The organism is Homoserinimonas sp. A520 (assembly GCF_054489245.1).
In genome coordinates this window covers 1-24,792 of record NZ_JBTMWX010000006.1, presented here as the reverse complement: position 1 = coordinate 24,792, position 24,792 = coordinate 1, and the positions used below count along the sequence as shown (strand labels likewise).

24 protein-coding genes are annotated in these 24,792 nt (G+C 65.9%); 9 read left to right on the top strand and 15 right to left on the bottom strand.

Annotated elements, in window-relative coordinates:
- The first annotated feature begins 63 nt into the window (after nt 1-63).
- Complete coding sequence (locus ACX3PH_RS13530; protein ID WP_459093213.1) at nt 64-1,479, top strand: amidase; 1,416 nt, start codon at nt 64-66, stop codon at nt 1,477-1,479.
- 10 nt (nt 1,480-1,489) lie between these two features.
- Here ACX3PH_RS13530 and ACX3PH_RS13525 read toward each other — a convergent pair whose 3' ends face one another.
- Both ACX3PH_RS13525 and ACX3PH_RS13520 read right to left on the bottom strand, forming a co-directional pair.
- A complete protein-coding gene (locus ACX3PH_RS13525) occupies nt 1,490-2,068 on the bottom strand; it encodes a hypothetical protein (RefSeq protein WP_459093212.1) in 579 nt (192 codons plus the stop codon).
- Between the two features lie 91 nt (nt 2,069-2,159).
- Nucleotides 2,160-2,624 carry a hypothetical protein gene (locus ACX3PH_RS13520; RefSeq protein WP_459093211.1) on the bottom strand — a complete coding sequence of 155 codons (465 nt, stop codon included), beginning with the start codon at nt 2,622-2,624 and terminating at the stop codon, nt 2,160-2,162.
- Between the two features lie 75 nt (nt 2,625-2,699).
- Between ACX3PH_RS13520 and ACX3PH_RS13515 the strand changes: the two genes are divergently transcribed.
- Entirely contained in the window at nt 2,700-3,932 is a 1,233-nt protein-coding gene (locus ACX3PH_RS13515) for a glycosyltransferase (protein WP_459093210.1), read from the top strand.
- Nucleotides 3,933-4,031: 99 nt separating this feature from the next.
- Here the strand turns inward: ACX3PH_RS13515 and ACX3PH_RS13510 are convergent, their stop codons facing one another.
- The 7 genes from ACX3PH_RS13510 to ACX3PH_RS13480 all read right to left on the bottom strand — a co-directional run bounded on the left by ACX3PH_RS13510 (nt 4,032) and on the right by ACX3PH_RS13480 (nt 10,846).
- Nucleotides 4,032-4,811 (bottom strand): crotonase/enoyl-CoA hydratase family protein, encoded by a 780-nt coding sequence (locus ACX3PH_RS13510; RefSeq protein WP_459093209.1) that lies wholly within the window; start codon nt 4,809-4,811, stop codon nt 4,032-4,034.
- 9 nt (nt 4,812-4,820) lie between these two features.
- Nucleotides 4,821-5,684: an arginase family protein gene (locus tag ACX3PH_RS13505; RefSeq protein ID WP_459093208.1), complete on the bottom strand. Its 864-nt coding sequence runs from the start codon at nt 5,682-5,684 to the stop codon at nt 4,821-4,823.
- 21 nt (nt 5,685-5,705) lie between these two features.
- Nucleotides 5,706-6,734, bottom strand: a complete 1,029-nt coding sequence (locus tag ACX3PH_RS13500; RefSeq protein WP_459093207.1) for a DUF418 domain-containing protein — start codon at nt 6,732-6,734, stop codon at nt 5,706-5,708.
- 4 nt (nt 6,735-6,738) lie between these two features.
- A complete protein-coding gene (locus tag ACX3PH_RS13495) occupies nt 6,739-7,482 on the bottom strand; it encodes a PspA/IM30 family protein (RefSeq protein ID WP_459093206.1) in 744 nt (247 codons plus the stop codon).
- 74 nt (nt 7,483-7,556) lie between these two features.
- Nucleotides 7,557-8,300 (bottom strand): hypothetical protein, encoded by a 744-nt coding sequence (locus tag ACX3PH_RS13490; RefSeq protein WP_459093205.1) that lies wholly within the window; start codon nt 8,298-8,300, stop codon nt 7,557-7,559.
- Nucleotides 8,290-8,829 carry a SigE family RNA polymerase sigma factor gene (locus tag ACX3PH_RS13485; RefSeq protein WP_459093204.1) on the bottom strand — a complete coding sequence of 180 codons (540 nt, stop codon included), beginning with the start codon at nt 8,827-8,829 and terminating at the stop codon, nt 8,290-8,292. The genes ACX3PH_RS13490 and ACX3PH_RS13485 overlap by 11 nt, the downstream gene beginning before the upstream one ends.
- A 115-nt stretch (nt 8,830-8,944) precedes the next feature.
- Nucleotides 8,945-10,846 carry a phosphoenolpyruvate carboxykinase (GTP) gene (locus tag ACX3PH_RS13480; protein WP_459093203.1) on the bottom strand — a complete coding sequence of 634 codons (1,902 nt, stop codon included), beginning with the start codon at nt 10,844-10,846 and terminating at the stop codon, nt 8,945-8,947.
- Between the two features lie 132 nt (nt 10,847-10,978).
- Here ACX3PH_RS13480 and ACX3PH_RS13475 point away from each other — a divergent pair, with 132 nt between their 5' ends.
- On the top strand, nt 10,979-12,415 hold the full coding sequence (locus tag ACX3PH_RS13475; protein WP_459093202.1) for a helix-turn-helix domain-containing protein: 1,437 nt from the start codon (nt 10,979-10,981) through the stop codon (nt 12,413-12,415).
- Nucleotides 12,416-12,420: 5 nt separating this feature from the next.
- Here the strand turns inward: ACX3PH_RS13475 and ACX3PH_RS13470 are convergent, their stop codons facing one another.
- Complete coding sequence (locus tag ACX3PH_RS13470; protein ID WP_459093201.1) at nt 12,421-13,515, bottom strand: glycerate kinase; 1,095 nt, start codon at nt 13,513-13,515, stop codon at nt 12,421-12,423.
- A 115-nt stretch (nt 13,516-13,630) separates the two neighbouring features.
- Here ACX3PH_RS13470 and ACX3PH_RS13465 point away from each other — a divergent pair, with 115 nt between their 5' ends.
- Both ACX3PH_RS13465 and ACX3PH_RS13460 read left to right on the top strand, forming a co-directional pair.
- Nucleotides 13,631-14,647, top strand: a complete 1,017-nt coding sequence (locus tag ACX3PH_RS13465; RefSeq protein WP_459093200.1) for a magnesium and cobalt transport protein CorA — start codon at nt 13,631-13,633, stop codon at nt 14,645-14,647.
- 44 nt (nt 14,648-14,691) lie between these two features.
- Complete coding sequence (locus ACX3PH_RS13460) at nt 14,692-16,086, top strand: D-alanyl-D-alanine carboxypeptidase family protein (protein WP_459093199.1); 1,395 nt, start codon at nt 14,692-14,694, stop codon at nt 16,084-16,086.
- Here the strand turns inward: ACX3PH_RS13460 and ACX3PH_RS13455 are convergent.
- Nucleotides 16,083-16,649 (bottom strand): CGNR zinc finger domain-containing protein, encoded by a 567-nt coding sequence (locus tag ACX3PH_RS13455; protein ID WP_459093198.1) that lies wholly within the window; start codon nt 16,647-16,649, stop codon nt 16,083-16,085. The genes ACX3PH_RS13460 and ACX3PH_RS13455 overlap by 4 nt on opposite strands.
- Nucleotides 16,650-16,721: 72 nt before the next feature.
- On the opposite strand from ACX3PH_RS13455, the gene ACX3PH_RS13450 reads away from it, so the two are divergent.
- Nucleotides 16,722-17,678 carry an EamA family transporter gene (locus ACX3PH_RS13450; RefSeq protein ID WP_459093197.1) on the top strand — a complete coding sequence of 319 codons (957 nt, stop codon included), beginning with the start codon at nt 16,722-16,724 and terminating at the stop codon, nt 17,676-17,678.
- Between the two features lie 6 nt (nt 17,679-17,684).
- Here ACX3PH_RS13450 and ACX3PH_RS13445 read toward each other — a convergent pair whose 3' ends face one another.
- The 3 genes from ACX3PH_RS13445 to ACX3PH_RS13435 form a co-directional block, all read right to left on the bottom strand.
- Nucleotides 17,685-18,254 (bottom strand): GNAT family N-acetyltransferase, encoded by a 570-nt coding sequence (locus tag ACX3PH_RS13445; RefSeq protein ID WP_459093196.1) that lies wholly within the window; start codon nt 18,252-18,254, stop codon nt 17,685-17,687.
- A gap of 30 nt (nt 18,255-18,284) precedes the next feature.
- Nucleotides 18,285-20,417 carry a hypothetical protein gene (locus tag ACX3PH_RS13440; protein ID WP_459093195.1) on the bottom strand — a complete coding sequence of 711 codons (2,133 nt, stop codon included), beginning with the start codon at nt 20,415-20,417 and terminating at the stop codon, nt 18,285-18,287.
- 214 nt (nt 20,418-20,631) lie between these two features.
- Complete coding sequence (locus tag ACX3PH_RS13435; RefSeq protein ID WP_459093194.1) at nt 20,632-21,672, bottom strand: hypothetical protein; 1,041 nt, start codon at nt 21,670-21,672, stop codon at nt 20,632-20,634.
- Between the two features lie 153 nt (nt 21,673-21,825).
- On the opposite strand from ACX3PH_RS13435, the gene ACX3PH_RS13430 reads away from it, so the two are divergent.
- Nucleotides 21,826-22,362, top strand: a complete 537-nt coding sequence (locus ACX3PH_RS13430; protein ID WP_459093193.1) for a hypothetical protein — start codon at nt 21,826-21,828, stop codon at nt 22,360-22,362.
- 193 nt (nt 22,363-22,555) lie between these two features.
- Here ACX3PH_RS13430 and ACX3PH_RS13425 read toward each other — a convergent pair whose 3' ends face one another.
- Nucleotides 22,556-23,569: a fumarylacetoacetate hydrolase family protein gene (locus ACX3PH_RS13425; RefSeq protein ID WP_459093192.1), complete on the bottom strand. Its 1,014-nt coding sequence runs from the start codon at nt 23,567-23,569 to the stop codon at nt 22,556-22,558.
- Between the two features lie 78 nt (nt 23,570-23,647).
- Here ACX3PH_RS13425 and ACX3PH_RS13420 point away from each other — a divergent pair, with 78 nt between their 5' ends.
- Entirely contained in the window at nt 23,648-23,794 is a 147-nt protein-coding gene (locus ACX3PH_RS13420) for a hypothetical protein (RefSeq protein ID WP_459093191.1), read from the top strand.
- A 333-nt stretch (nt 23,795-24,127) separates the two neighbouring features.
- Nucleotides 24,128-24,739 carry a TetR/AcrR family transcriptional regulator gene (locus ACX3PH_RS13415; protein WP_459093190.1) on the top strand — a complete coding sequence of 204 codons (612 nt, stop codon included), beginning with the start codon at nt 24,128-24,130 and terminating at the stop codon, nt 24,737-24,739.
- Nucleotides 24,740-24,792: the final 53 nt, after the last annotated feature.

Below are 24,792 nucleotides of genomic sequence, written 5' to 3'. Positions count from 1 at the left end.
ACTGAACTAACTAACCACCTAACCGGCCGCAGGTCAAGTGGTGGGCTGGCATAGGCTCGGAGGGTGTTCGAACTTCACCACCTCACGGCCCAGGAGCAATGGGATTGGCTGCAGCGCGGCGAGATTACGCCCGCCGAGCTGACCGACCACTACCTCGCCAGGATTGAGCGGCTGGACTCGGAGTTGGGGGCGTTCGTCACGGTGACGGCGGATGCTGCCAGGGACCGTGCCCGCAGTCTGGCGGATGGTGACGACCGGACTGCCATGCTCTGGGGACTCCCGTTCGCCGACAAGGACCTGTATCAGCGCGCCGGAGTGCCCACCCGGTACGGGTCACGACTCATGGCGGACTTCGTTCCGGACGTGACGGATGAACTGCCAGCCGCCCTCGACGCCGCCGGGGGAATCAGCCTCGGCAAGACGAACACGCCGGAGTTCGGGCTTCCGTCGTACACCGAGACGATGGTCGGCCCGCCGGCCCGCACCCCATGGGACACCAGCCGCGGAGCTGGAGGCTCCAGCGGTGGCGCTGCGGTCGCCGTGGCGGCCGGGCTGCTGCCGTTCGCACCTGGCTCAGACGGTGGAGGTTCCATCCGCATACCGGCAGCAGCCACCGGGCTCGTTGGGCTGAAGCCGTCCCGCGGCCTGGTGCCCGGTGGATCGGGGAACGCCGGCCTGGGCGGCCTGTCGGTTGCCGGTCCGATCGCCCGCACGGTGGCAGACGCCGCAATGCTGCTCGATGCAATGATCGGCGATGACGATTTCCCGTACACCCTGCGGGCGCCCCGGTGGGATGGCGGACGGTTGCTGAACGCAGCAATCCGCGGCGAGGGACGCTTCCAGGTGGGAGTCATGACGACCTCGCCCTGGGACGACGCGTATGACATCCGTATCGCTCCTGAAGCCACCGCGGCGCTGGAGATTGCATTGCGTGAACTGGATGGCCTGGGTCACGGCATCGAGCAATTCGCCCTGGAGCCGGACGAGAACTACGCACCCAACTTCCGTACCATCTGGCAGGCCGGGGCGGCCGGTATCGCCGCCGAGGGTGACCAGGTGGAGCTGCTCGAACCGCTCACACAGTGGCTGGTGGCGAGGGGCCGCGAGCTGAGTGCCAGGACGCTGGCCGAGGCGCTGGGCGGCCTCACGCTGTTCGAGCGTTCGGTCATCCGCCAATTCTCCCGAATGGATGTCGTGCTCACCCCGGCGCTCGCGATGACCCCCCGGCCGCTCGGCTGGTACGACGCAGCGGATGGTGAACGCAACTTCGCCCAGCAGGTCCAGTACACGCCGTTCACCTCGTTCGTGAACGTGAGCGGGCTTCCGGCAATCACGCTCCCGGTTCACCAAACCGAGGAGGGATTGCCGATGGGCGTGCAGTTGATCGGCCGGCCGGGCGGCGAGGCGACGCTGTTGTCGCTCGGTGCGCAGCTGGAGCGGAAGCTCGCCTGGCAGCACCGCCATCCGCCGCAGTGGTGAAAGCGAGCAGTTAGCGCGCGACCTCTTCGATGTTCAGGCGGATCTGGTCGACCGCCTCACGCGTTGTCGAGTGAAACCACTCGCTGGCGGTGAAGAGGAAGACATCCCCGACTCCCATCGGTCCCGTTTCCGGGTCGACGCTGAGGATGACGTCAGCGCCCTCTTCGGTGCGGAGATAACCGTCTGCGGCCAGTCTGTCCTGCGCGATAGCGGCGTCAGCTGGTGAGATCTCGGAGTATCCGAACGCGACCAGGCTGTCTCCACCACCGGCGATACCCCACAGGCAGTCGACGCCTCCATTGTCGAAGAACATGGTCTCGACCCGCTGTTCCACCGCGAGCTTGTGCTCGTGCTCCTCGATCAGCACGAATCCCTCGGCCTGCAGCGTTGCCAGGGTGTCCTCACTGATGATGGTCAGGCAGTCGGGAACGAAGGGCGTCGGCGTTGGCGTGGGTGTCGGGGTTTCGGAGGACGGCGCCTTGGTGGCCTCTGGTGCTTCCGCTTCCAGTTCTGGCGAGGCCGCGCAGCCGGTGATGACCATGGACACCAATGCCAGGGCGGTCACGGCCCCGGCGAACCTCTTGCTCATCCTTCTCCTTGGTGTCATCGCTGATCGGCAGCGAAGGCAGACCATCGCGAACGATCGGTCTACCGTGAGGGTATTACACGCGCTCGCGCCGTCAGCGTTTGCCGTCAGACCCGTTACGAGATTGTGGTCTCGTGTAGCCCGCCCTGGCCAGGCCGGCCTCGATTTCGAAGCGGTTGCCGAAGGGGTCCTGCCCTGCCGCAACGTAGAGCAGGATGAACGCCAGCCCGTAGCGACGCCACTGCGCTCGATGCACCTCTTCGTGCTCCAGCACACCCGGCGTGAGGCGATCGTGCGTCAGGTAGACCGCGCCGATCGTCGTGCCGCCCCGGCCGAAGGCCCACCGCGGGCACTTTCGCGCAACGATGAGCCCGTCATGCCTGCTGAGCCGCCCCAGGCTCAGGATGCTTCCCCACACCACGGCGGCACAAGTCGCGAACCAGTACCCTGGCCGGACAACGACCGGATGCAGCAGCACGGCTCGCAGCCACCGGACGCGGGCGACAGCGACCGTCACCCGGCGAACGCCGGATTCGAGCCGGGAGAACGCTGGAGCCATAACACGTTTGTAGCACGCGAAATCGGCGATCAGCGTTGCACCTGGATCACCGCGCGGCAGCATACAGTTGGCTGCATGGCCGGGAGCGTGAAGCGAGTTGCCCTCGTCTCAATGCACACGTCACCAGCGGAACAGGCTGGCACGGGGGACTCCGGCGGCCTGAACGTGTCGCTGATGTCGACCGCGACGGAACTTGCCGCCCGAGGGGTCGAAGTCGACCTGCTCACCAGGGCAACCTCCGTTCCGCAAACCACGCAACTCAGCGATGGGGTGGTTCTCCGGGAACTGGCGGCCGGGCCGCCGACCGTGCTCGACAAGTCCGAACTACCGGGGGTGGCTGATGAGTTCGGTGAGGCCGTGGCCAGGGTGGCAGGTCGCCCCGGATCCCGGTACGACCTCATACACGCGCACTATTGGCTCAGCGGCCTGGCAACACTGCCGGTGGCCATCGAGCTCGGCACCCCGCTGGTGCAGAGCTTCCACACCCTGGGCGCCATGAAGAACAGCCACCTGGCTCCCGGGCAGGAGCCGGAGCCGGCCGGCCGTTTGCTGGCCGAACGCTATCTGGCCAACCAGGCGAACGCGGTCGTGGCATCCTCGGCGTCTGAAGTGACGAGCCTGATCGATCAGGTCGGGGCGCCGGCCGATCGAATCTGGGTGATCCCACCCGGGGTGGACGTCGACCTGTTCCGGCCGAACCGCGGCGGAGCTGCCGAACGGATTCGCGAGCGGTTCAGCATCGAACCGGGCCGCCCGATCGTTGCGGTCGTCGGCCGCGTACAGCCGCTGAAGGACCAGGAGCTGGGCGTGCGGGCGCTGGGGGCACTCAACGCGTTACGTGGCTGGGCGCCCGTTCTGGTCATCGCGGGGGAGTCGACCCCGGGGGACGAGGGTTATCTCGCATCGCTGCACACCCTTGCGGCGCAGCTGGGAGTGGGCGACGAGGTGCGGTTCGCCGGCGCCCTGGGACGTGACGAACTGGCTGACCTGCTCGCCGTCGCCTCCATCACCCTGGTGCCCTCCCACTCTGAGACGTTCGGGCTGGTGGCGCTCGAGTCCGCGGCGAGCGGCACCGCTGTCATCGGTTACCGCGGCACCGGGCTGGTCGAGTCGATCGCGGAAGGCCGGAGCGGGGTGCTCATCGACTCGCGGGAACCGGACGCCTGGGCGCGCGCCATGGTCGCACTGCTCGACGACCCGACAGCGCGCTCGCGCCTGGCCGAGACGGCACGCGAACACGCGCTCGGCTACACCTGGGCCGCGACGGCCACCGCACTGCTCGGGGTCTACACCAGCCTCGTCGGCTGACAACCCTCCTCACAGTGCCCGTTCCGGACGGATGTGCCCCGCGGAACGGTCACAATCCGCCGGAACGGGCACTATTGCGCAGCGGTTTGTCGCGGGTTGCTAGCGTCCGACGAACTCTGCAGGCGTGCGGGTCGCGAAGGACTCCATTCCGATGCGCGCGTCTTCGCTCCGAGCGAGGCGCACGAGCTCCGGCTGTAGCGCAGCAGCGGCAGCGGCCTGATCCGAGATCGCCGTCCTGGCGTTCGCCAGAGTCGCCTGCACGGCGAGCGGTGCCTGCGCTGCAACGCGGCGGGCCAGTTCCAGGCCGCGAGCGTATTGCTCGCCATCCGCCACAACCTCCTGCACCAGCCCGATGCGGTGCGCCTCCTGTGCGTCGAAGGTGTCACCGGTGAGGATCCAGCGCATGGCGTTACCCCAGCCGACCGCCCGGGGGAACCGCAGCGTCGCGCCACCGAACGGCAGGATTCCCCGGGCCACCTCGATCTGCCCGAACGTCGTCCCGGCCGCGGCGACTGCGATGTCGCTGGCCAGTATGAGCTCGATCCCGAGGGTCAGGCAGGTGCCTTGCACCGCGATGACGACGGGCTTGGTTCGCGGTGAGCCCGACACCTGCCACGGGTCGATTCCGCCATCCGGCACGATGTTCAGGCCGTCAGCACCGATGCGCGGTGCGACATCGGCCAGGTCCAGTCCGCCGGTGAAGTGGTCGCCGTGCGCGAACACCAGCCCGGCACGCAGCTCCGGGTTCCGCTCGAGTTCGCCGTACGCGAGGGAGAGCTCCTGGAGCAGCTGGAAGTCTGCGGCATTGCGTTTCTCGGGGCGGTTGAAACCGATCAGCAGCAGGTGGCCGTCACGCTCGACGGTGATTCGTGGTGTCATGCCCCGATGCTAGACGGTGTTGTTGGACCGACCGTTGTTGGACGAGCCCGCCGAGGCAGAGGTCAGCGCCCCGATGATGCGGAGGATCGTCGGCAGCTCGTCATCCGCCTGCGCAGGTGATCGCGGTGAGAACTCGGTGAGTCCGGCCCCGGCGAGCGGGAGGGTCGCCTTCGCTGTGCGGATGAGTTCGATGAGTTCGGTGACCGAGACGCCGAACGGTTCTGGGAAATCGAGCGCCCCGAACTCGCCGGGGTCGAGCACGTCAAGGTCGATGTGCAGGTACACCGCGTCGGCGCCGGATTCGCGCAGGGCTTCGGCCAGGGCTGCCGGGGTCAGCTCGCCCGGTGGCAATGAGCGGATGCCGCTGTCGGCTATGAAGTCCAGCTCTCCGCTATCGAGCGCGCGGGTCCCGGCGAGGACGACCCGCGCCGGATCCAGCGCGGTCTCCGGCACCAGGGTGGCCGGGCCATCTCCCAGGAGGGTGCGCAACACCATGCCGTGGAACGCGCCGGACGGCGAGGTCTGCGGGTTGTTCAGATCGGCGTGGGCGTCGAACCACACGACCGCGAGCTTGTGCGTACCCGCCGCATGGGCGATGGCTGCGAGCTCGACCCCGCAGTCGCCGCCGATGACGATCGGGGTGCCGTTCGCCTTAGCCAACGCCGTGCGAAGTTCGTCGCGCACGGTCTCGACGGAGGACAGGCGCCTCACGCCACTGCCCTGGTCGCTGCCCGCTCCGGGAGGAATGGGAACAACGACCGTGCGCGACAACGGAAGGTCGCCGCCGATCGCTGTTGCGCCTTCGACGAGCTGCATCGCCCGGGAGGAGCTGGAACCCTGCCATTGGGGGACGACAAAGAAGCTGGAGGCCATCCGACCAGTATGACGCGTCGATCAGGGCCGCCGGATGTTCGTCCTCGGCCCTCTGCGCTCTGGGACCCGGTCGAACCCGGCCAGGCGGCGAAGCATCCGCTCGAGCGGTCCTGCCCCCAGGAACCGGCGCCACACCAGGCTGAAGACGATGGAGGCGATGATCAGGCCGAACATCAGCGGCAGGCTCGGGTACTCGGGGATCCAGGCGGCGCTGTCGGCGAAGGCGACCAGGCCGGCCAGCAGCAGGATCTGCAGGGTATAGATGGTGAGCGGCATCGACCCTGTCGCCGCGATCGGCTGAAGTACGAGACGGCTCGCCCGAAAGCGGTCGAGCCAGAGCAGCACGCCGATGAGGGCGATCGCGAAGCCTCGGGAACCGACGATCTCGGCGGTGCTGCCGGAGTGGGCCTCGGCGGAGACGGCAGGCAGCGCCAGAGCGCTGCCGTACCCGACCACCATGGCAGTGACACCGCCCAGCACCATCCAGCGCTGTGTCACCGGACTGGTCAGGCCGGAGCGGGTGCACAACAACCCGATGAGCAGGAAGGGCAACCACACCAGCGCCGGGTAGTTGCCGACCAGGAAGTACTCCGCCCCGACACCCGCCCAGCCGGTCTGCTGGCCGGCATCCGTCACCGCGGCCGCCGCGAGCGGCGCGGCCACGGCCAGGAGCGCCGCAAGTACTGCGAGGGCGATCCGCGGCAGGAAGAGGGCCGGGATCATCAGCGCGAACATGACGCCGTAGTAGTCCAGGATGATCGCGATGTGGCTGGGGAGCATCGTGAGTGCTATCCCCAGCAGGAAGAGGAAGAGTGCCCGGATGGTGACGCCGCGGCGGGCGGCCCTGCGCCAGGAGCGGTCGGGGTTCTCCCCGCCGGTCAGTAGCCCGAGCGACACCCCGGCCAGCGTGGCGAACAGGATGGCCGAGCGGCCATCGACGATCAGCTCCTGGTCGGTCTCCTGCGGGAAGGTGTGAGCCACGAACATGCCGAGAACGGCAAGGCCCCGCGCAACGTCGATGCCGACAATGCGCGGGGCCCGAACTCTCATCCGATTACTGGCCAGAGGGGAGCGCCCTGGGCCCGCCGGAGCCGGCCTTCAACGCGGCCAGCCGCGCCTCCAGCTCGACCGACTCATCCGAGGCATCCAGCTGCTCGAACTGTGCGTCAAGGCTCGATGCCGCCAGCTCCTGGGCCCCCACCACCCTGGCTTCCTCGCGGCGCACCTTCTCCTCGAACCGGCTGATCTCGCTGGTCGGGTCGAGCAGGTCGATGCTCTTCATGGCATCCATCACCTGCGCCTGCGTCTCGGCCGTCTTCGCGCGCGCGATGAGCTGGTCGCGCTTGGCAGACAGCTCCCCGAGCTTGCCGCGCATGGCGTCGAGGCCGCGCTTGAGCTGGTCGACGACGGCGGTCTGCGACGAGATGGTCGGCTCAGCGTCCTTGGCCTCCTTTTCGGCTGCCAGCTGGCGTCCGAGCGCAACCTTGGCGAGGTTGTCGAACTTGTCGGCGTCTGCCGAGTTGCCTGCCGCGCGGAGTTCGTCACCCTTGCGGCTGGCTGCGATGGCCTTGCGGCCCCAGTCCTCGGCGTTGGCCACGTCTTCGGCGTGGTCCTGCTCGAGCAGGCGCAGGTTGCCGATGGTCTGCGCGATCGCGCTCTCGGCCTCGGCGATGCTGTTCGAGTAGTCGCGAACCATCTGGTCGAGCATCTTGGCAGGATCCTCCGCGGAATCCAGGAGCGCGTTGATGTTGGCTTTCGCCAATTGGGCGATACGTCCAAAGATCGATTGCTTAGCCATGCGTCGTCCTTTCGGTGAGTTCTGTTGCCGGAACCGACTGTACTGGACTGGCCTGTGGCTGCGAAGGGAGTCGGCTAGCGCAAGGTGATGGCGGATGCCGGTCCGCTGACCAATCTGGACGGTCCGGCATCCGGACGCAACTCGACCTCAGCCGACAGCGTGTAGGCGCCCGCTTCGAGCGCCGCACCGGTCGCGCCGCCCTGCGCATCGCACTGGAAGGCGTCGAACGAGAAGGAGAGGGAGATCGACTCCCCAGGAGCCAGGTCGACACGGGTTTCAGTTGCCCCACGGTCGCTGTACAGGATGCGCTCGCCGTGCCGCACCAGCGTCACTGTCGGGTTGGCGGCAACGCCCACAATCCGCAGAGAACCGGTGTTTGTCAGGTTGAGGGTGCCGACAACCGCCTCCCCGGTTGGCGCGACCGTCGAAAACACCGGCGTGATCTCGAGGGCCTCATCGACCCGACCGTCGGCGACCGGTACGTCGCACGAGGTCTGGCGGAGTGACGTCCCGCTGTCCATCCATGGAACCGCACCGTCTGCCCCCTGCCCGGATTCTTCCGAGGACTCACTCGCCGGGGCATCCGCCATCGTCTGGGAGGCGCCCATCGGTGCCAGCCCCTGCAGGCCATTGATGCTCGCCACCCCGATACCCGCGACGGCCAGCGTCAGCACGCTGCCAGCACCCACCTGCTGGGGGAGCCGGCGGCGCTTGCTGCGGCGGATGATCGCGGCAGCATCGAGGGACGCGACCGGTGCCGCAGCGTTATGGAAGGCTGCGTCGTGGAACAGGCTGCGCAGTGCGGCGTCAGTGGGCATGGTGTGCTCCTTCGGAAAGCTCGGGAACGGCATCCTTCTGGTCGGCCATCGAGTTCGACAGCTTGGCGAGACCATCACTGAGGTAACGCTTCACGGCACCGTCGCTGATGTCGAGCGTCTGGGCGATGTCGGCCACCTTGAGGTCTTCGTAGTAGCGGAGCACCAGGCAGGCACGTTCGCGTGGGGCCAGCTTCATCAGCTCGCCGCTGAGGTCGATGCGGCTCTCCGTGGCCGGCGCGGTCGACTCGACCGTTTCGGGAACCGCCGTGAGGTGCGAGATCTTGCGCCACCGGCTGGTGCGCCGGCCGCCGTCCAGGTACGTGTTGAGGATCGCCCGGCGCACGTACGCCTCGGCACTGCGCACCGTGAAGCCGTTGCGGAGGCGTCCGAACGTCTTCACCAGGGCATCCTGAACCAGGTCGGCCGCATCGTCTCGGCTCCCGCTGATCAGGTAGGCGTAACGGGTCAGCGCGTCACCACGCTCAGCCACCAGCGTGGTGACGACGTTCTCCCAGTCGGCCCCTGCCAAGAATCAGTCCTCTTCGTTTCACGCGTGCAGGTCATCGGTATGTGACCAGAGTCGCACGTCTACTGGGTTAGACGAACGACATGCCGAAAACGTTGTGAAATGGACCCGGCGAGGGCTACGCGCCAGCTTCCTTCGCCTTCTCCAGGCGCTGGCGGATGTCCGCGAGCTGCCTGGTCAGGGTCTCCGGGAGGCGGTCGCCGAACTTGGCGTAGAAGCCTTCCGTGTCATCGAGCTCCGCGAGCCAGGCATCCGGGTCGACAGCGAACAGTTGGTCCCAATCGCCCTCGTCCAGGTCCAGGCCGTCGACGTTGATGCCGCCGGCGATCGGGGAGAGACCAAGGGGGGTCTCCGCTGCCGGGGTCTGGCCGTCAACGCGGTTCAGGATCCACTCCAGAACGCGGGCGTTCTCGGCGAAGCCGGGCCAGAGGAACTTGCCGTCCTCGCCCTTGCGGAACCAGTTCACCTGGAAGATCCGCGGCATGCTGCCCGACTTGCGCAGGTTCTCGCCCACGCTCAGCCAGTGCGACCAGTGGTCGGCCATGTTGTAACCGCAGAACGGCATCATCGCGAACGGGTCCCGGCGCAGCTCGCCGACCTTTCCTTCCGCAGCAGCGGTGCGCTCAGACGACACGGTCGAACCGAGGAAGACGCCGTGCTCCCAGTCGCGCGCCTCAACCACGAGCGGCACGTTGTGGGCGCGACGGCCACCGAAGATGATGGCATCGAGCACGACGCCTTCCGGGTCGTCCCAACTGTCGGCGATTGACGGGGCCTGGTGGGCGGCCACTGTGAAGCGGGAGTTCGGGTGGGCGGCCGGCTCACCGGAGTTCGGGTCCCAGAGGTTGCCCTTCCAGTCGGTGAGGTTGTCCGGAGCGCGGTCGGTCAGGCCCTCCCACCACACGTCGCCGTCCTCGCGCAGGGCGACGTTGGTGAAGATGGTGTTGCCCCACAGCGTTTCGACAGCGGTGGCGTTGGTCTTGGGGCTGGTGCCGGGCGCGACGCCGAAGAAGCCGGCCTCCGGGTTGATGGCGCGCAGGCGGCCATCCGCACCGGGACGCAGCCAGGCGATGTCGTCGCCGATTGTCTCCACCTTCCATCCGGGAAGGGTCGGGCGGAGCATGGCGAGGTTGGTCTTGCCGCAGGCGGAGGGGAACGCCGCGGCCAGGTGGAAGACCCGTCCGGCCTCGTTGGTCATTTTCAGGATGAGCATGTGCTCGGCGAGCCAGCCCTCCTCCCTGGCGATGACGGATGCGATCCGCAGGGCGAAGGACTTCTTCGCCAGCAGGGCGTTGCCACCGTAGGCGGAGCCGAACGACCAGATCTCGCGGGTCTCCGGGAAGTGGGTGATGTATTTGTGCTTCGAGTTGCACGGCCAGGAGACGTCATTCTCGTCCAGGTGATTGCCTTCAGCGTCGAACAAGGGGGCGCCAACGCTGTGGACGGCCGGAACCCAGTCTTCACCGGCGTTGATCAGGGATAGGGCGGCACTGCCCATGCGGGTCATAATGCCCATGCTGGCGACCACGTAAGGCGAATCGGTCACCTGGATGCCCAGCTTCGCCAGTGGGCTGCCGAGCGGACCCATCGAGAACGGGATGACGTACATGGTGCGCCCGCGCATGCTGCCCTCGAAAAGCCCGTTCAACGTGGTGCGCATCTCGGCGGGGTCGGCCCAGTTGTTGGTGGGGCCGGCATCCGCCTCGTTCTCGGAGCAGATGAAGGTACGCGATTCGACCCGTGCGACGTCTTCCGGGTTGCTGCGCGCCAGGAAGCTGTACGGGCGGAACTCCGGGTTCAGCCTGGTGAGGGTTCCGGCGGCGACCATCTCGCGGGTGACACGATCCCACTCCTGGGGGGAGCCGTCACACCAGACGACCTGCTCCGGCTTGGTGAGGGCCGCGATCGAATCAACCCAATCGGCGACCTTCTTCGTTGTGCCGGCCGGCCGGACGCCGTACGGTTCGGCTTGCGAAATCTGGTCGTCTGCTGTCGCTGGCCTCGTGGGGGTGAGTGTCATGAGCTTGTCCGTCCGTTCGATTCCGCCGCCACCGTAAGAAATGGCGTCTCATTCCATTCTGCGCCCCGAATTGACCATTCCCACCCCTAATGAGGCATAAAGAAGTGCGCTTCTTTCGCTACGATAAAGATCATGACCGACCTTGCCACCCTGGGCCAGCGCATCCGCCACTACCGCACCGGTGCCGGAATGACACTGGACCAACTCGGCGCGCAGGTCGGAATCGCCGGTAGCCAACTCTCCCTGATGGAGAACGGCCGCAGGGAACCCCGACTGTCGCTGCTGCAGACCATCGCCGGCAACCTCAATGTTCAGGTGTCCGACCTCCTGAGCGCAGAGCCGCCCACGCAGCGGGCGGCGCTCGAAATCGAACTCGACCGGATGCAGCGCAGCCCCGTGTATGCCGGCCTCGGCCTTCCCACCGTGAGGGCGCTGCGGTCGACACCGGACGAAACACTGGAGGCCCTCGTCGGGCTCCACAAGGAACTGGCCAGGCGCGCCAGGCAGGCGATCGCAACGCCGGAGGAGGCGAGGCGGGCGAACACCGAACTGCGTCAGTACATGCGCACCCAGGACAACTACCTGCCGGAGATCGAGGAGCTTGCCGAGGAGTCCCTCCGCGGGGTCGGCCACACGACGGGCGCACTCACCCACCGCGAGGTCAACCTGATGGCGAAACGACTCGGTTTCGACCTCATCCACGTCGACGACCTGCCGCACTCCACCCGGTCGGTCACCGACCTGGAGAACGGGCGCATCTACCTGCCGCCGGCATCCATTCCCGGCGGGCACGGCCTGCGCTCGATGGCGTTGCAGGCGATGGCGCACCGGTTGCTGGACCACCACGAGCCGGAGAGTTACGCGGAGTTCCTTCGTCAGCGACTCGAGATCAACTACTACGCCGCCGCCTGCCTGATGCCGCTCCAGCAGTCCGTCGAATTCCTCGCGGGGGCGAAAGAAGACCGAAACCTTGCCGTCGAGGATTTCCGCGATGCGTTCGGCGTCACGCACGAAGCTGCCGCCCTGCGGTTCACCAACCTGGCCACCAGCCACCTGGGGATGACGGTGCACTTCCTTCGCGTCGGCGACGACGGTGCCCTGTACAAGGGGTACGAGAACGACGGCCTGCGCCTACCCACCGACATCACTGGTTCGACGGAGGGGCAGCCGGTGTGTCGCCATTGGAGCGCCCGTACGGCGTTCCTGCGCACCAACCGCACCACCGAGTTCTACCAGTACACCGACACCCCGACCGGAACCTACTGGTGTTCCACCCAGACCGGTACCGCGTCTGCCGAAGAGTTCTCGATCACTTTTGGCGTTCCGTTCGCCGACGCGAAGTGGTTCCGCGGACGCGACACCAAGAACCGGCAGGCCTCCAAGTGCCCGGATGCCAGTTGTTGCCGACGCCCGGGCACGGAGCTGACCGAGCGGTGGCGACACCGGGCCTGGGCCAGCGCCAAGCTGCACGCCCACATCCTGTCGCCGCTGCCCCAGGGAACGTTTCCCGGCGTCGACGACTCCGAGCTGTACGCCTTTCTCGACGCCCATTCCGGCGAGGCCGACTAACCCATTCATGGGTCGGAGTGGCCGAAGTGGAGCGCGGCGCTGCGGCCGGCCGCCCTCAGCCAGTGCTCCGGCTCGGCCATCGCGGCCTCCGCTGAGCCGGCCAGTTCGGTGAGGCTCACCGTCCACGCGTCGTGCTCGATCGCGACCGAGCCGGCCGCAACGCCCACACGGGCAGCGCCCGCCAACCGGATGACGTTGCCGACGACCTTGCCGGTGAGTGAGGTGGAGTCGAACCGTCCCTCGCCGGTGATCACGACATCCGCTGCCCCGATCGCTCGGGTGAGTGCGGTCGCCTCCGCGATCCAGTCGGCGCCGGGCTTGACCGTCGCACCCCAGGCCGCGATAAAACCGTAGGCGGTGCCCCCGGCAGCACCGGCACCCGGCACACCCGGATCGCCGCCGAGCAGTTCGGCGTACCTGGTGAGAGCGGTTTCCAAGTGCCGCACGTCGTCGGGGGTCGCGCCTTTCTGCGGACCGAACACGGCGGCAGCGCCGGTCATGCCGAGCAGGGGAGCGGTGACATCGGTCAGCACTGTGACGCCACCAGGCGGGGGTCGGAGCAGGGTGCCGGTGTCGATGCTGTGCACGCGGGAGAGCCCGCCGCCGCCATCGGCGACCTCCGAACCGTCCTCGTGAAGCACGCGCAGGCCGAGTGCCTGCAACGCGCCCGCCCCACCGTCGGTGCTGGCCGAGCCGCCGAGGGCGATCACCAGGGAGTCGGCGCCGGCCTCAAGCGCCAGCCGGATGACCTGGCCGAGGCCGCGGGTCGTGGCGCCGAGGGCATCCGGTGCCGCCATCAGTGGAAGACCGCTCGACTCGGCAAGCTCCACGACGGCGATACCGCCGGGCAACTCCAGCCAGGCCGCGTCGACGGGCCGGCCATCCGGCCCGGTGACCTGGCGCGCCAGGTGTCTCCTGGCATCCGGAACGGCAGCCGCTATGGCGCCCAGGGTGCCCTCGCCGCCATCAGCCTGCGGCAGCAGGAGCACGTCGTCCAATGACCGGACCTCGCGCCACCCCGCTGCAATGGCGGATGCTGCCGCGTCGGCCGGCAGTGACCCCTTGAACGAGTCCGGTGCGATGACTACTGAAAGGCCCATGCCGACACTGTAGGTCCCGCCCAGCGGGCCGGACGGTGCGAATGGCGGGTCGCGGAGCCGGGACACCCGCAATTCGCACCGTTCCATCGGAGGGATCTCGGGATACCGTCATGTCATGCCCATGATCGACAACGGCGTGTATGTGGCTGGCCACCGCACCGAAGACCCGAAAAGCCTCGAGGAGACCTTCGAGGTCATGCGCGAGCGGAACGGCATGGCTTGGATCGGGCTCTACCGTCCGAACGAACAGGAAATCCGGTCGATCGCTGACGAGTTCGGCCTGCACAGCCTGGCGGTGGAGGATGCGCTGGCCGGCCATCAGCGCTCGAAGCTGGAACGCTACGGGGACACCCTCTTCATCGTCCTTCGTCCCGCTCGCTATCTCGATGCCGACGAGCGCGTGGAATTCGGCGAACTGCACATCTTTGCCGGTCCCGATTTCGTCGTCACCATTCGCCATGCGGAGTCGCCGGATCTTGCCCGGGTTCGTCACAGAATGGAGGGCAGTCCAGGATTGCTGGCGATGGGGCCGGATGCGGTGCTCTACGCGATCCTCGACGAGGTGGTCGACGAGTACGGTCCGGTCATCGCCGGGCTTGAGAACGACATCGACGAGATCGAGGATGAGCTGTTCGGCGGGGATCCGGATGTCTCCAGACGCATTTATGAGCTCTCCCGCGAGGTCATCAGGTTTCAACGCGCGGCACATCCGTTGGCGACGATGCTGGAGGCACTGCTGGGCGGAGCTGAAAAATACCAGCTCGAACTCGAGCTTCAGCGGTTGCTGCGCGACGTCCATGACCACGTGCTTCGGGTGGGCGAGCGGGCGGACGGCTTCCGCGCCCTGCTCGACAACGCCCTGATCGTGCATTCCACTCTGGTCGCCCAGCGCCAGAACGACGAGGTGCAGCGGATGACGGAATTCAACCTGACCCAGAACGAGGAGATCAAGAAGATCTCATCCTGGGCCGCGATACTGTTCGCGCCGACCCTGATCGGCACGGTCTACGGGATGAACTTCGACGTCATGCCGGAACTCCACTGGCCGTGGGGTTATCCGTTCGCCATGGCGTTGATGGTGGCGATGGGCGTGTCGCTTTACCTGGTGTTCAAATCCCGGAAGTGGCTCTGAACCCAGTCGCACGGTGCGTCATTGGGTGCCACTAGCATGATGCTGTGCGCGCCCCTGACGATCGTTCACTTGTGAACGACACCGTTCCCGAGGAGTTCCTGGAGTTGTCCGGGCTGATCGAGCGGGCCGAAGAAAGCGCCGAACGGCAGCGTGAGAACGAGCTGATGCCCGAGGTTGTCGCGGCGCGCACCAGACGTCGCCGGCGCAGGTTCATCATCACCGGGTCCATCGTGCTGGTCATCGCGGCTATGGTCGGCACCTACATCCCGCTCACCCTCCTGGCCCCCGTCACCGTTTCGTCGGCGATCAGGGAGGCGGTGAGCGTCGACCTTCCGGACCCAGCGACCGTGGTTCTCCCGGAGGTGGGTGCCAGCGCGATCAGCATCGCTGGAGCCGACGATTTCCCGGGGGTCGCAGGCGTTGACGGCATCCTGGCGGCCACTGGCGGCAACGATCCCCGACCGATCGCGAGCATCACCAAGATCGTCACCGCGCTCGTCATCCTCGACGCCAAGCCGATCGGGCCAACCGAGTCGGGGCCGATGATCACCTTCAGCAAGGCCGACGCCGCCCTCTACGACCAGTATTACGTGAAGCAGGCCAGCATCTGGCCGATGAAGTCCGGGTCGAGCATGCCGCTGCGCGATGCGCTGCAGGTGATGCTGGTGATTTCGGCCACGAATTATGCGGATGCCGTCAGCAGCTGGGCGTTCGGGTCGCCGGCCAACTTCCGCAGTGCAGCACGCACCTGGCTCGATGCGAACGGCTTCACCGGCACCACCATCGTCGAACCGACCGGACTCGACCCGAGGAACCTCAGCACGCCGACCGACCTGATCGCGATCGGGAAACTGGCGATGGCCAACCCGGTGCTGGCTGAGATCGTCGGCACGCGATCCGTTGCCGGCGCCGACGGCAGGGCGGGGGCGAACACCAACGACCTGCTCGGTGTCGACGGCGTGAACGGGATCAAGACCGGAACACTCGACGAGTCCGGGGCGTGCCTGCTGTTCTCCGCCGTGATCGACGTCGGGCATGGCGTGCAGCTCACGGTCGTCGGGGTGGTGCTCGGCGGGGACAACCACTATCAGGTCGACAACGCGGTGCGCGCCATGCTGGGCAGCGTGCGGGGCGGATTCCACGAGGTGCCGGTCTTGACGAAGGGGCAGAAGCTGGGCTCGTACTCGACGCCGTGGGGTGAGGAGGCGTCCGTCGTCGCTGCGGAGGACGCATCCGTGTTCACCTGGTCCGACATGCCGGTCAGTTCCGCCGTCACCGTCGATGACGTGTCGACGGCCCGCTCCGGAAGCGTGGTCGGCTCGGCCCGTTTCGTCTCGGGGGAGTACTTCGTGAAGGTCCCGCTCGAACTGGACGGCGATATCGTCGGGCCGGACGACTGGTGGCGCCTGACCCACCCGGCCGAGCTGCTCGGCGGCTAGGCCTGCTGCGGGTCGCCCGAGGCGGCGCGCGCCCGGTGCTCGACCATGTTCATCCGATTTCCGCAGCGGATGCTGCAGAACCGTTTGGACCCGTTGCGCGAGAGGTCGACGAACAGCCCGGTGCAATCACCGGCGGCGCAGTAGCGAAGGCGCTCCCATTCGCGCGCGCGGATAACGTCGATGAGGGCGAAGGCCACCTCGACGCGGATGCGTTCGGCCAGCGGCGCGGCGTCCTCCGTGGCGTGCAGGTGCCAGTCGAGTCCGTCGTGCTTCACCAGGTGCGGGAGCGCATTCGCCTCCTGCAGCATCCGGTTCACGACGGGGACCGCCTCGTCCCGGCTGTGTGTCCAGATGTGCCGCAACAACTCCCGGGTCTCGGTCACTTCGGCGAGCTCTGTGAGGTCACGATCGAAACGGCCACTGTAGGAATGCTCGGTCAGCAGGGCGGTCAACTGGGGCGGGGTGGCGAGTTCGTCCTCGCCGCTCCGGGACGCTCCAGGAACCGTATTCGCGAGCGCGACGGTGAACGCCAGAGTGTCGACCGTGTCAGGGGCAAAATGCAAATTGACTCCTTACTGATCTGCACACTAACGTGGTGATCCTGAACAGTCAAACCACGTCCTGAAGGCCGCACCATGTCACGCTCCTCAACTTTCACCGGCCTCAGTATCGCCGTGGCCGCAGCCCTCGCCTTCGGAATGTCCGGCCCGTTCGTCAAGCCGCTCCTCGAGGCGGGCTGGAGTCCGGGTGCCGCTGTGACCGTTCGTGCGCTCGTCGGCGGCCTGGTGCTCGCCCCATTCGCCCTCATCGCGTTGCGCGGACGCTGGATTGCACTGTGGCGGGCACGCTCCCGCATCCTGGCGATCGGCCTGATCGGCGTCGCGGCAACGCAACTGGCCTATTTCGCCGCGATCGAGAGGATCTCGGTCGGCACCGGCATCCTCATCGAGTTCATGGCGCCGCTGCTGCTGGTCGCGTTCGTGTGGGCCCGCACGCGGAAGGCGCCGAAGCTCGTCGTTCTCTTCGGCTCGGTATTCGCGTTGTTCGGGCTCGGAATGGTGGTGTCGCCGGGAGGCGACGGCAGCATCGACATGCTCGGCCTCGCATTCGCTGCGGCTGCGACGGTCGGATGCGCCGTCTACTTCGTCGCTGCGGCGAGGGTCGACGACGACCTGCATCCGGTCGCCGTGGCATCCGTCAGCCTGGTTCTCGGAGGCATCGCGATCGGGCTCGTCGGACTGACCGGCCTGATGCCGTTCACGGCGACGTTCGGCACCGTCCAGCTCTTCGGCGGCTCGACGGCCTGGTGGATTCCCATGCTGATCGTCGCGGTTCTGGCCACCGGAATCGCCTATGCCACCAGCATCAAGGCGAGCCAGTTGCTCGGGTCTCGACTAGCGTCCTTCGCCGGCTTACTCGAGGTTGTCGCTGCCACCTTCTACGCGTGGCTCCTCCTGGGCGAACAGATGACCGTGCTGCAGCTCATCGGCGGGCTGCTCATTCTCATTGGCATCGGTTTTGTGCGCTCAGAGAAGGCGGATGCCGACCTGCTCACCCCTACCGGGCCGATCACGCTGGAGCGCGCCGCCTGACGAAGCTCAGGAAGCGTCGGGGCGGATGACCTCGTCGTGAAGGATGGCGTAGATTTCCACGTCGTGGTGCCGTCCGCCGTTGTACCAGGCGCCGCGCGAGGTGCCCTCGTGCCGGAAGCCGCAGGTGACGGCGAGTTTTCGGGAGGGTGCGTTGTCCGGGTGAATAACCAGACGGATGCGATTGACCCGTTTGGTCTCGAATAGGTAGCGCGTCAGCAGCTTCACCGCCTGGGTGGCTATGCCCTTGCCGCGTTGTTCAGGGTCGTAGACCTGGTAGGACAACTCGAACTCATCCAGGTAGTTGACCGTCTTGAAGAACTCGATATGGCCGAGGACCTTGTCGTCCGGGGAAGCGATGACCAGCATGCCTTCGTCCCGGCTCCAGCAGCCGTCCTCGTCGAACTGCTTACGGAACGCTGCGTGCGACGTGATGTTGCGGGGAAAGAATTCGCCGCGGTTGTCGATGTCGACGTGGAACGCGTAGAGCTCGTCGAGGTCGGTTTCCCTGACCGGACGCAGCACGATCGACGTGCCCTTCAGAATCCGCCCTCCTTCGCAAGCCAGTGTGGGCCCCACCTGGTGGAGGGGCCCACAATGGCCCTGTTACTACTTGGCGTTCCCGGTGTTCTTCACGGTGAGCGTGTACTCCGCGTCGAGGAACATCAGGTCACCGGTGGGAAGGTTCGACACCAGGGTTGCGAAGTCCCGGTTCGGGCCGTTCGCACACATCGTGTTGAAAGGCTGGCTGATGGCATCGCCCTCGAGCCGGTAGACGTAGTTGCCCGCGCCATCCGTGATCTCGAAGTCGGAGTCGGTGCCGGGAGTCAGGTCGCAGCTCGCCACGACCTGCAGCGTCCAGTTGTTGTCCTGGAGCCCCGTCGTTTCGAACCACTCGCCCTCGGCCGAACTCACCGCTGCAGCTGCTCCGTTGACAAGCACGTCATCGATGAACCAGCCGGTGTCCAGGTAGGCCGCGTCCGTGGAGTAGCGGAAGCGAACATCCGTTGCCCCCTCGGGAAGCTGCGCCGTGTAGTGCACGTAGACCGGCTCGTCGACGAAGTAGGCGCCGCCGGAGGTTCCGGTGAGGCCATTGCCCTCGGTGTTGTTGCCGTGCGGGTCGTCGTTGCTGGTGACGACGGTTCCCGCGTCGTTCACCAGGGGAACGGTGACCCACTCGCCACCGACGAGGGCTTCAGCGAAACCGTAATCCCAGCCCTCCTCGATGAAGTGCCAGGTCCAGAAGTCGAGGGTCGTCGCTTCCCCGGTCACCTCGACGTCGAGCACGTTGTCGGACTGGCTCTCATAACCCGCATACCAGTGGGTGTCCCCGGAGTGGGGCGCGACCTGCGTGGTGTCCTCACCGTCAAGCGAGACCGTCACATTCGGACCCGGGTTGCGGAACCGCTCGACCTGCAGCCCGTACGGCAGTGCCGTCGGCGACTGGGCGTTGGTGCGCTTGTCCCACTTCGGCGAAGGCTGGGCGCCCTGGCTGTTCCCACGGTCACCCCAGAACTGGTCGTCGGCGATGTCGATCGTCCACGTCGTGAACGCCGGGTCGCCGAAGTCGACAGCCTTGATGTCGAAGAGCTCCGACTCCTCATCGTCGAGGTAGACGGTGACTGCCCAGTCCTGGAACAGCTCCTCGGCAGAGCGCAGGTCGGCGCCGGTCTCCGCGTTGAACGCGTCGATCGCCGCCTGGACACCGTCCATACCGTCGGCCTGGTTCTCGAAGATCCGCTGGATCAGCAGGTCACCAGCGGCTCCGTCGTTCTGGAGGTCTGGGGTGAACGTGCCGTCACCGTTGCCGCCTGCCTGCTCCCAGACGTACTGGAAGAAGGTGTACGCGGCGCCGTAGTTCTCGAGGCCGCCACCCCAGCGGGTGAGCGATGTCTCGGCGTAGAACACCTGGTGATAGGTCAGATGCGAGCCGCCAACGTCGTAGCCGTTGAGGAACACTGCGAAGTCGGCGAGCCCCTCATCCACCCATGACAGTTCGCCCGGGTCGCTGTAGTTGTGCAGCAGGTGCTCGAGCTCATGGGCGATGACACCCTCGTACAGCGTCGCCTGGTCGTTGTCCGGGTTGTCGTCCCGCCACTCGGAGTCATCCGGCCCCACGCGGTTCGCCCAGTCGAAGGCATCGATGACGATCACGTTCATGCCGGCCGATTCGATGAAGTCCGGGGCGAAGTATCCCGCCGTGTAGGTGGTCTCCGCGCAGTCGTAGTAGTTCGCATCCTGCACGTTGTAGACGACCATCACCAGCGAATCGCTGGCCGGCACGTCCGCATCCGCCGCATCCATCGGGCCGAAGTGTTCCTCATCGACGGCCACGATCTGGCTGGAAAGCTGGTTGCCCATATAGTCGATCTGCGCCTGCGTGAGCACGTATTCGGATGCCGCGTGGTCAGCACACGGAGCGAACTCGTCTGCCGGGTTGTGGTCGAACGCCGGATCGAGGCTGGCGACGCCGGTCGGCTCTGACCCGTCGAGTGGCGTGCCTTCCGGAACGTAGATGTAGACCGGGGTGCCGTCAGGAGTCGTGCCGGCGTAGGCGCGGTCGAAGTCCTGATCGTAGGTGCCGCCGGCCTCACTGTCGTTGATCGGCAGGGTGATGCTCGGCTCGCCTGGCAGGTTCTCGTGGTCGTCGGCGACCGCCGGAACCGTCGCCGTGGCGACGAGGGTGAAAGCTAACGCGCAACCCAGTGAAACACCGAGTGCGCGTGCGCGGGGCTTATGCACAGTTGTACCTCCTGATGAAGGTCCCAACCGTCGGCAACTCGTGATCTCCGCAGGGTGGGACCGATGAGGGGCAGACGAATGCCTGCCGATGGTTGCCAGTACACACCCAAAGTGCCTTCGCCGGAAGGCCGGATCGAAATTGGTGGCAGATGCCGCCTCCGGCATTGCGCCGTGTTTTCGGTGCTGCGCGCCAGCATCCGTTGCCGCGTGTCACTCAACGGGCAGCGTGCCAGTTTCCGTCGCTCGACTGGGAGGTGTCCCGTTCCCACAGCACCGGGTCCCCGTTCTGTTCCAGAACATCACTCAACCAGTACGTCTCATCTGCATTCCAACCGGCCAGCATGGTTCGGGACTCGCCAACCGGCAGCGCCCTTCCTGCTGTGGTCAGGTAGCCGGTCACGCTCAGGTGAACGGCATCGAAATCGGATGCGACAGCAGACCAGTCGGGAAGCAGCCAGGAGCCGTCGTGACCGCCCGACCGCCACCAGTCCTGGCGGCGTGAGAATGTCACGTCCATCGGATACTGGGCAACCAGCTCGACCCAGGCGCGAGGCCCGGTGATCTCGTAAACCCGGCAGTCGTCAGCAGGTTTCATCGGCCAGACGTCTGCCGTGGTCCAGCCGAAGCCATCTTCCACGAGCATCAGCTTCACCGCAGCCAGCCCCGGCAGGCTCCGCGTGGTCATGACCAGGCCGACAATCGCCGGCGTCGACCACCACTCGCCGCTGAGGTTGGCCGTGACCGGCTTCGGGCGCATCGCTGCTAATCGCTCGTTCTCGAGAGCACCCGCTTTCCACCGGTCAAGGCGAACGGCCGCACCGGTCAGCTCGGGTGGTGAGTCAAGCGGCGACTGATCGGTCCATTGCACGAAGTGTTGGTTAGCTGCTGCCATCGGCGACGACCACCACTGTGTCGCGGGCTGGCTACTGACCTGGAGCGAAACGGGTTCGAGCGCAGCGCGGAGCTGTGGATCCTGCAGCAGCACGTCCTCTTCGTCGGGTTCCTGCCAGTACCGCGCGGCACCAGTACTGGCAACGAGAGCATCCATGAGCGCGGCATCAGTCCATACTTCCGGCGGTGCGAACTTTGCGATGTGATCGGCGAGATCGGTCACCAATTCTGTGTTCGCTGGAGTTCTCGCCGCGTGGAACGTAAGCGTCCACAATGACGGTTCAGCCGACGTCAGCAGGCTCAGGCAGAAACGGCGCCCCCGCGGACCGCTCAGGAGGCCGTCGCCGAATTCATCGTCGCTCACGGCACGAGACTATCGGCCGAGAAACTCTCAGGAAAAATGGTGTCCCGTGACGCCCGGAGTTTGCTCTGTGCTGGCCGCCGTACTTTGTGTTCCAATGCTGTAGTAGTCGAAGCACGCACGTTCCATCTCGATTTTTCTAGAGAGGCAGCGCCTGTGATCGAGTCCGCAACTTTCGTGATTGGTGCATGGCACCATGTCGTGGACTTCGTCATAGCGCCCTTTCCGCGGGCAGACCCCGTAGCTGCCCTGCAGGCGGCGATGCGCGGCGAGATGAAGGAGTCTGCGCTGATAGTGCCGTTGGTTTTCACAGGCGTATATTCCGGTCCCATTGATTTGACTGTCGAGGTCCTCGACGCGAGGCCGGACGCACCCGCGCCAGAGTGGGAAGACATCCACGAGCTGTCCCTGATGCTCCCGGAAGGACAGGTCTATTTCAACCGGCCGGAAAGCTTCGAAAGGAAGGATGTCGGGACCATCACGGGTCATGAAAAGGGCAGCTATCGTGCGCGGCTCCACGCCAGCGGCCGGGACGCAGCATATGACGGGGTTGTGGAGTCGCCCGTCGAGCGGCACCTCGTCCAGTTCTGGAAGGAACCGCCAACACCCTTGTCTGTTCTCTCCTCGCGCTCACAGAGCGGCAAGAGCCGGCCCCGTTTCATCGAGATGTGGCAGGAGCTCCCACCGGCATGAACCACACCGAACCACGCCCCGTAGCATGCGAGCCTCGGCTTGTCGCGTGACAGGCCAGTTCGGACATATTGCCAAGTCCGGACACGCCAACTGCGCGGGAATCGGGACGGGAGTTTTCACGCGAGGAGGTCGGGCAAGCTGTTCCCTCTGATCTTGGCGCGCAGCTGACCGGTACCCGTTCACCCGTTCCTTGTCAGGAGAACCCCTGCGTGCCTCGACCGCCCGCGGAAACACGGGTGCCCCAGCCGGTGAGCGGCAAGGTGGTGGGAGTGCCGAATCGTTGAGTGAGACTGCCAAGATTGTCGATCGCGATGGTGTACTCTTCGCCCGGTTCTAGCCATTCGTCGCGGTCCAGTCCGCAGCAGCCTGGGATGGCCCCCATGCCAATGAGCGTGCCTGCCGGGAGCGAGCGACGGCGCAGGATGTGGGCGAGTAGCTGAGCGGGGTGGAGTAGGTAGTCGTTGGTGGTCCCGGTCCAGTCGGGGCGATCGTTGAACGTCACTGTCACGGCAAGATCGAGCGGGTCGGGTATCTCATCGGGGGTGACAAGGTAGGGGCCGATGCCGTTACCGGTATCGAAGTCTTTGCTGGTGGAGGGTCCGGTGAATAGCATCTCGCCTAGTTGCACGTCTCGGGCACTGGCATCGTTGTAGATGACGTAACCGGCAGGCTCAACCCAGTCAGAGTGTTGTTGTTGCTCAGAAGCGGTGACGATGGCCAGCTCGGGTTCGATGTCGAGGTAGGCGGTGTAGTCGGGCCAGGTGATCGTGTCGCCGGGACCGCTGATGGAGTGGTGATTCCCTTTGTAGAATCGCACCGTGCGGGATCGTGACGCCACGCGTCCGAGAATCGCGCCGAGTGGTCGCCCGAGCCCGGAGGGCAGACTGCGGCGCAGCAGCGTCCGGGTTGATGCGCGCAGATGCTTCGGGCTGAGGCCGCAGTCCAGTAGCCCCGCCGGGTTCGGCACCGGTGCAAGAAGTTGGACCTCGGTGAGCGGCAGTGCGGGCAGGGACGGGTCGCCAACGATGGCCGCGGCGCGGTCGAAAGTACCTGGGAGACCGGCGAGATAAGCCTCTACAGATTCCAGGCCACGAATATCATGATCGAGAGCGGACGTGAACCGGACGACCTCGGTACCGCGCACGGCACCGAAGGCGATCTCAGAAGGTCGACCGGTGCGGGCAAGTCGATAGGTTACGAGCTTCATGAACGTCTCCGTCGCCCCTGCGCAGCTTGGGCACTAATCCAGATTGCGCTGCCTAAAGCGAGTACCCACTTCGTACGTGTGGCGGCACCGGATAAGGCCGCGGCACGCGGTGTGATCTCCTGTGGGCTGGCACAAAACCGCGCGTGGAAGGCATTCTCGATCAAGTCGCAGAGAGCCGAGATCGCCGGCGCCACGATCAAAGTCGTCTTCACCCATCGCGACTGAGCGGAGTGCTGAACTGTACGCCCCGCCGCGATCAACGCTGCGGCATACAGCAGTGGGTGCACAGTATCGGGACCCAGATGGCGTCGATATTGCTCACGTTGCGCGGGCGTCCAGCCACCCATAATCTCGCGGAAAACCGCGGCGTCGGCGGTGCTTTGCAATCGAGCGACATCACGACCCAGCGGCAAGAGCAACCTTGCGATGTTCACCTGGGACACCGTATACACCGCGAAAAGAGCGGCGGTCGTTTGCCTGTACCTTTTTCTCTCGGACATGCTGACCTCCACTATTAGATGCCGTGTTCAATAAGACTGAGCGTACACTATTGAACTGATGTCTAATAAAATTGAGCGACCAGCACCTTCCGCAATGCGTCGACGGTTGACGACCGCGCGGCGGCGCGAGGAATTGATCACTGCCGCCGCCCATCTATTGGGCACCCGACCCGACGATGAGGTCTCGATTGATGAGATCGCCAAGCATGCCGGTGCTTCACGGGCCCTGCTTTACCACTATTTCTCGTCCAAACAAGAACTTGTGCGAGCGGTTGTCGCGCATGAGGCGACTGCCCTGCGCGAAGCGATCGAAGGACAAGAGCTATCTGCTGCGCTGGCTGCCTATCTCGATTACGTCGAGTCCCATCCCCATGGCTACCGCTTACTGCACGAAGGCGCACTTCGTCTCGATAGCGAAGTCCGAGACTTGATCGCGGAGAGTCGAACCCACATCGAACGGACCGTGCTAAGCCTTCTTCGCACCCCGCACTCAGATCCCGTGACCCGATTGGCCATACGCGGCTGGACAGGTTTCGTCATCACTATCTGCTTGGAATGGGTCAACGATGAGAGCCTCGACCGGCAGACTGTGGAAGCCCTCCTGAAACGGTCGCTAAACAAGATCGCGGCCATGGTTGACGACCCGTCCGACGTGTCAACCGGTCAATGACAGCGAAACCAGGGTGCACCCGAGCCGCGTGGTCCTCGGTTACCGTGCGTGGG

What these genes read in the sequence shown, in the direction of transcription:
- ACX3PH_RS13415 (WP_459093190.1), top strand. Translation starts at nt 24,128, where the DNA reads ATGTCTAATAAAATTGAGCGACCAGCACCTTCCGCAATGCGTCGACGG.
- ACX3PH_RS13505 (WP_459093208.1), bottom strand. Translation starts at nt 5,684, where the DNA reads ATGGCCTCCAGCTTCTTTGTCGTCCCCCAATGGCAGGGTTCCAGCTCC.
- ACX3PH_RS13450 (WP_459093197.1), top strand. Translation starts at nt 16,722, where the DNA reads ATGTCACGCTCCTCAACTTTCACCGGCCTCAGTATCGCCGTGGCCGCA.
- ACX3PH_RS13490 (WP_459093205.1), bottom strand. Translation starts at nt 8,300, where the DNA reads ATGCCCACTGACGCCGCACTGCGCAGCCTGTTCCACGACGCAGCCTTC.
- ACX3PH_RS13465 (WP_459093200.1), top strand. Translation starts at nt 13,631, where the DNA reads ATGCCCATGATCGACAACGGCGTGTATGTGGCTGGCCACCGCACCGAA.
- ACX3PH_RS13480 (WP_459093203.1), bottom strand. Translation starts at nt 10,846, where the DNA reads ATGACACTCACCCCCACGAGGCCAGCGACAGCAGACGACCAGATTTCG.
- ACX3PH_RS13425 (WP_459093192.1), bottom strand. Translation starts at nt 23,569, where the DNA reads ATGAAGCTCGTAACCTATCGACTTGCCCGCACCGGTCGACCTTCTGAG.
- ACX3PH_RS13470 (WP_459093201.1), bottom strand. Translation starts at nt 13,515, where the DNA reads ATGGGCCTTTCAGTAGTCATCGCACCGGACTCGTTCAAGGGGTCACTG.
- ACX3PH_RS13495 (WP_459093206.1), bottom strand. Translation starts at nt 7,482, where the DNA reads ATGGCTAAGCAATCGATCTTTGGACGTATCGCCCAATTGGCGAAAGCC.
- ACX3PH_RS13510 (WP_459093209.1), bottom strand. Translation starts at nt 4,811, where the DNA reads ATGACACCACGAATCACCGTCGAGCGTGACGGCCACCTGCTGCTGATC.
- ACX3PH_RS13520 (WP_459093211.1), bottom strand. Translation starts at nt 2,624, where the DNA reads ATGGCTCCAGCGTTCTCCCGGCTCGAATCCGGCGTTCGCCGGGTGACG.
- ACX3PH_RS13475 (WP_459093202.1), top strand. Translation starts at nt 10,979, where the DNA reads ATGACCGACCTTGCCACCCTGGGCCAGCGCATCCGCCACTACCGCACC.
- ACX3PH_RS13515 (WP_459093210.1), top strand. Translation starts at nt 2,700, where the DNA reads ATGGCCGGGAGCGTGAAGCGAGTTGCCCTCGTCTCAATGCACACGTCA.
- ACX3PH_RS13525 (WP_459093212.1), bottom strand. Translation starts at nt 2,068, where the DNA reads ATGAGCAAGAGGTTCGCCGGGGCCGTGACCGCCCTGGCATTGGTGTCC.
- ACX3PH_RS13500 (WP_459093207.1), bottom strand. Translation starts at nt 6,734, where the DNA reads ATGAGAGTTCGGGCCCCGCGCATTGTCGGCATCGACGTTGCGCGGGGC.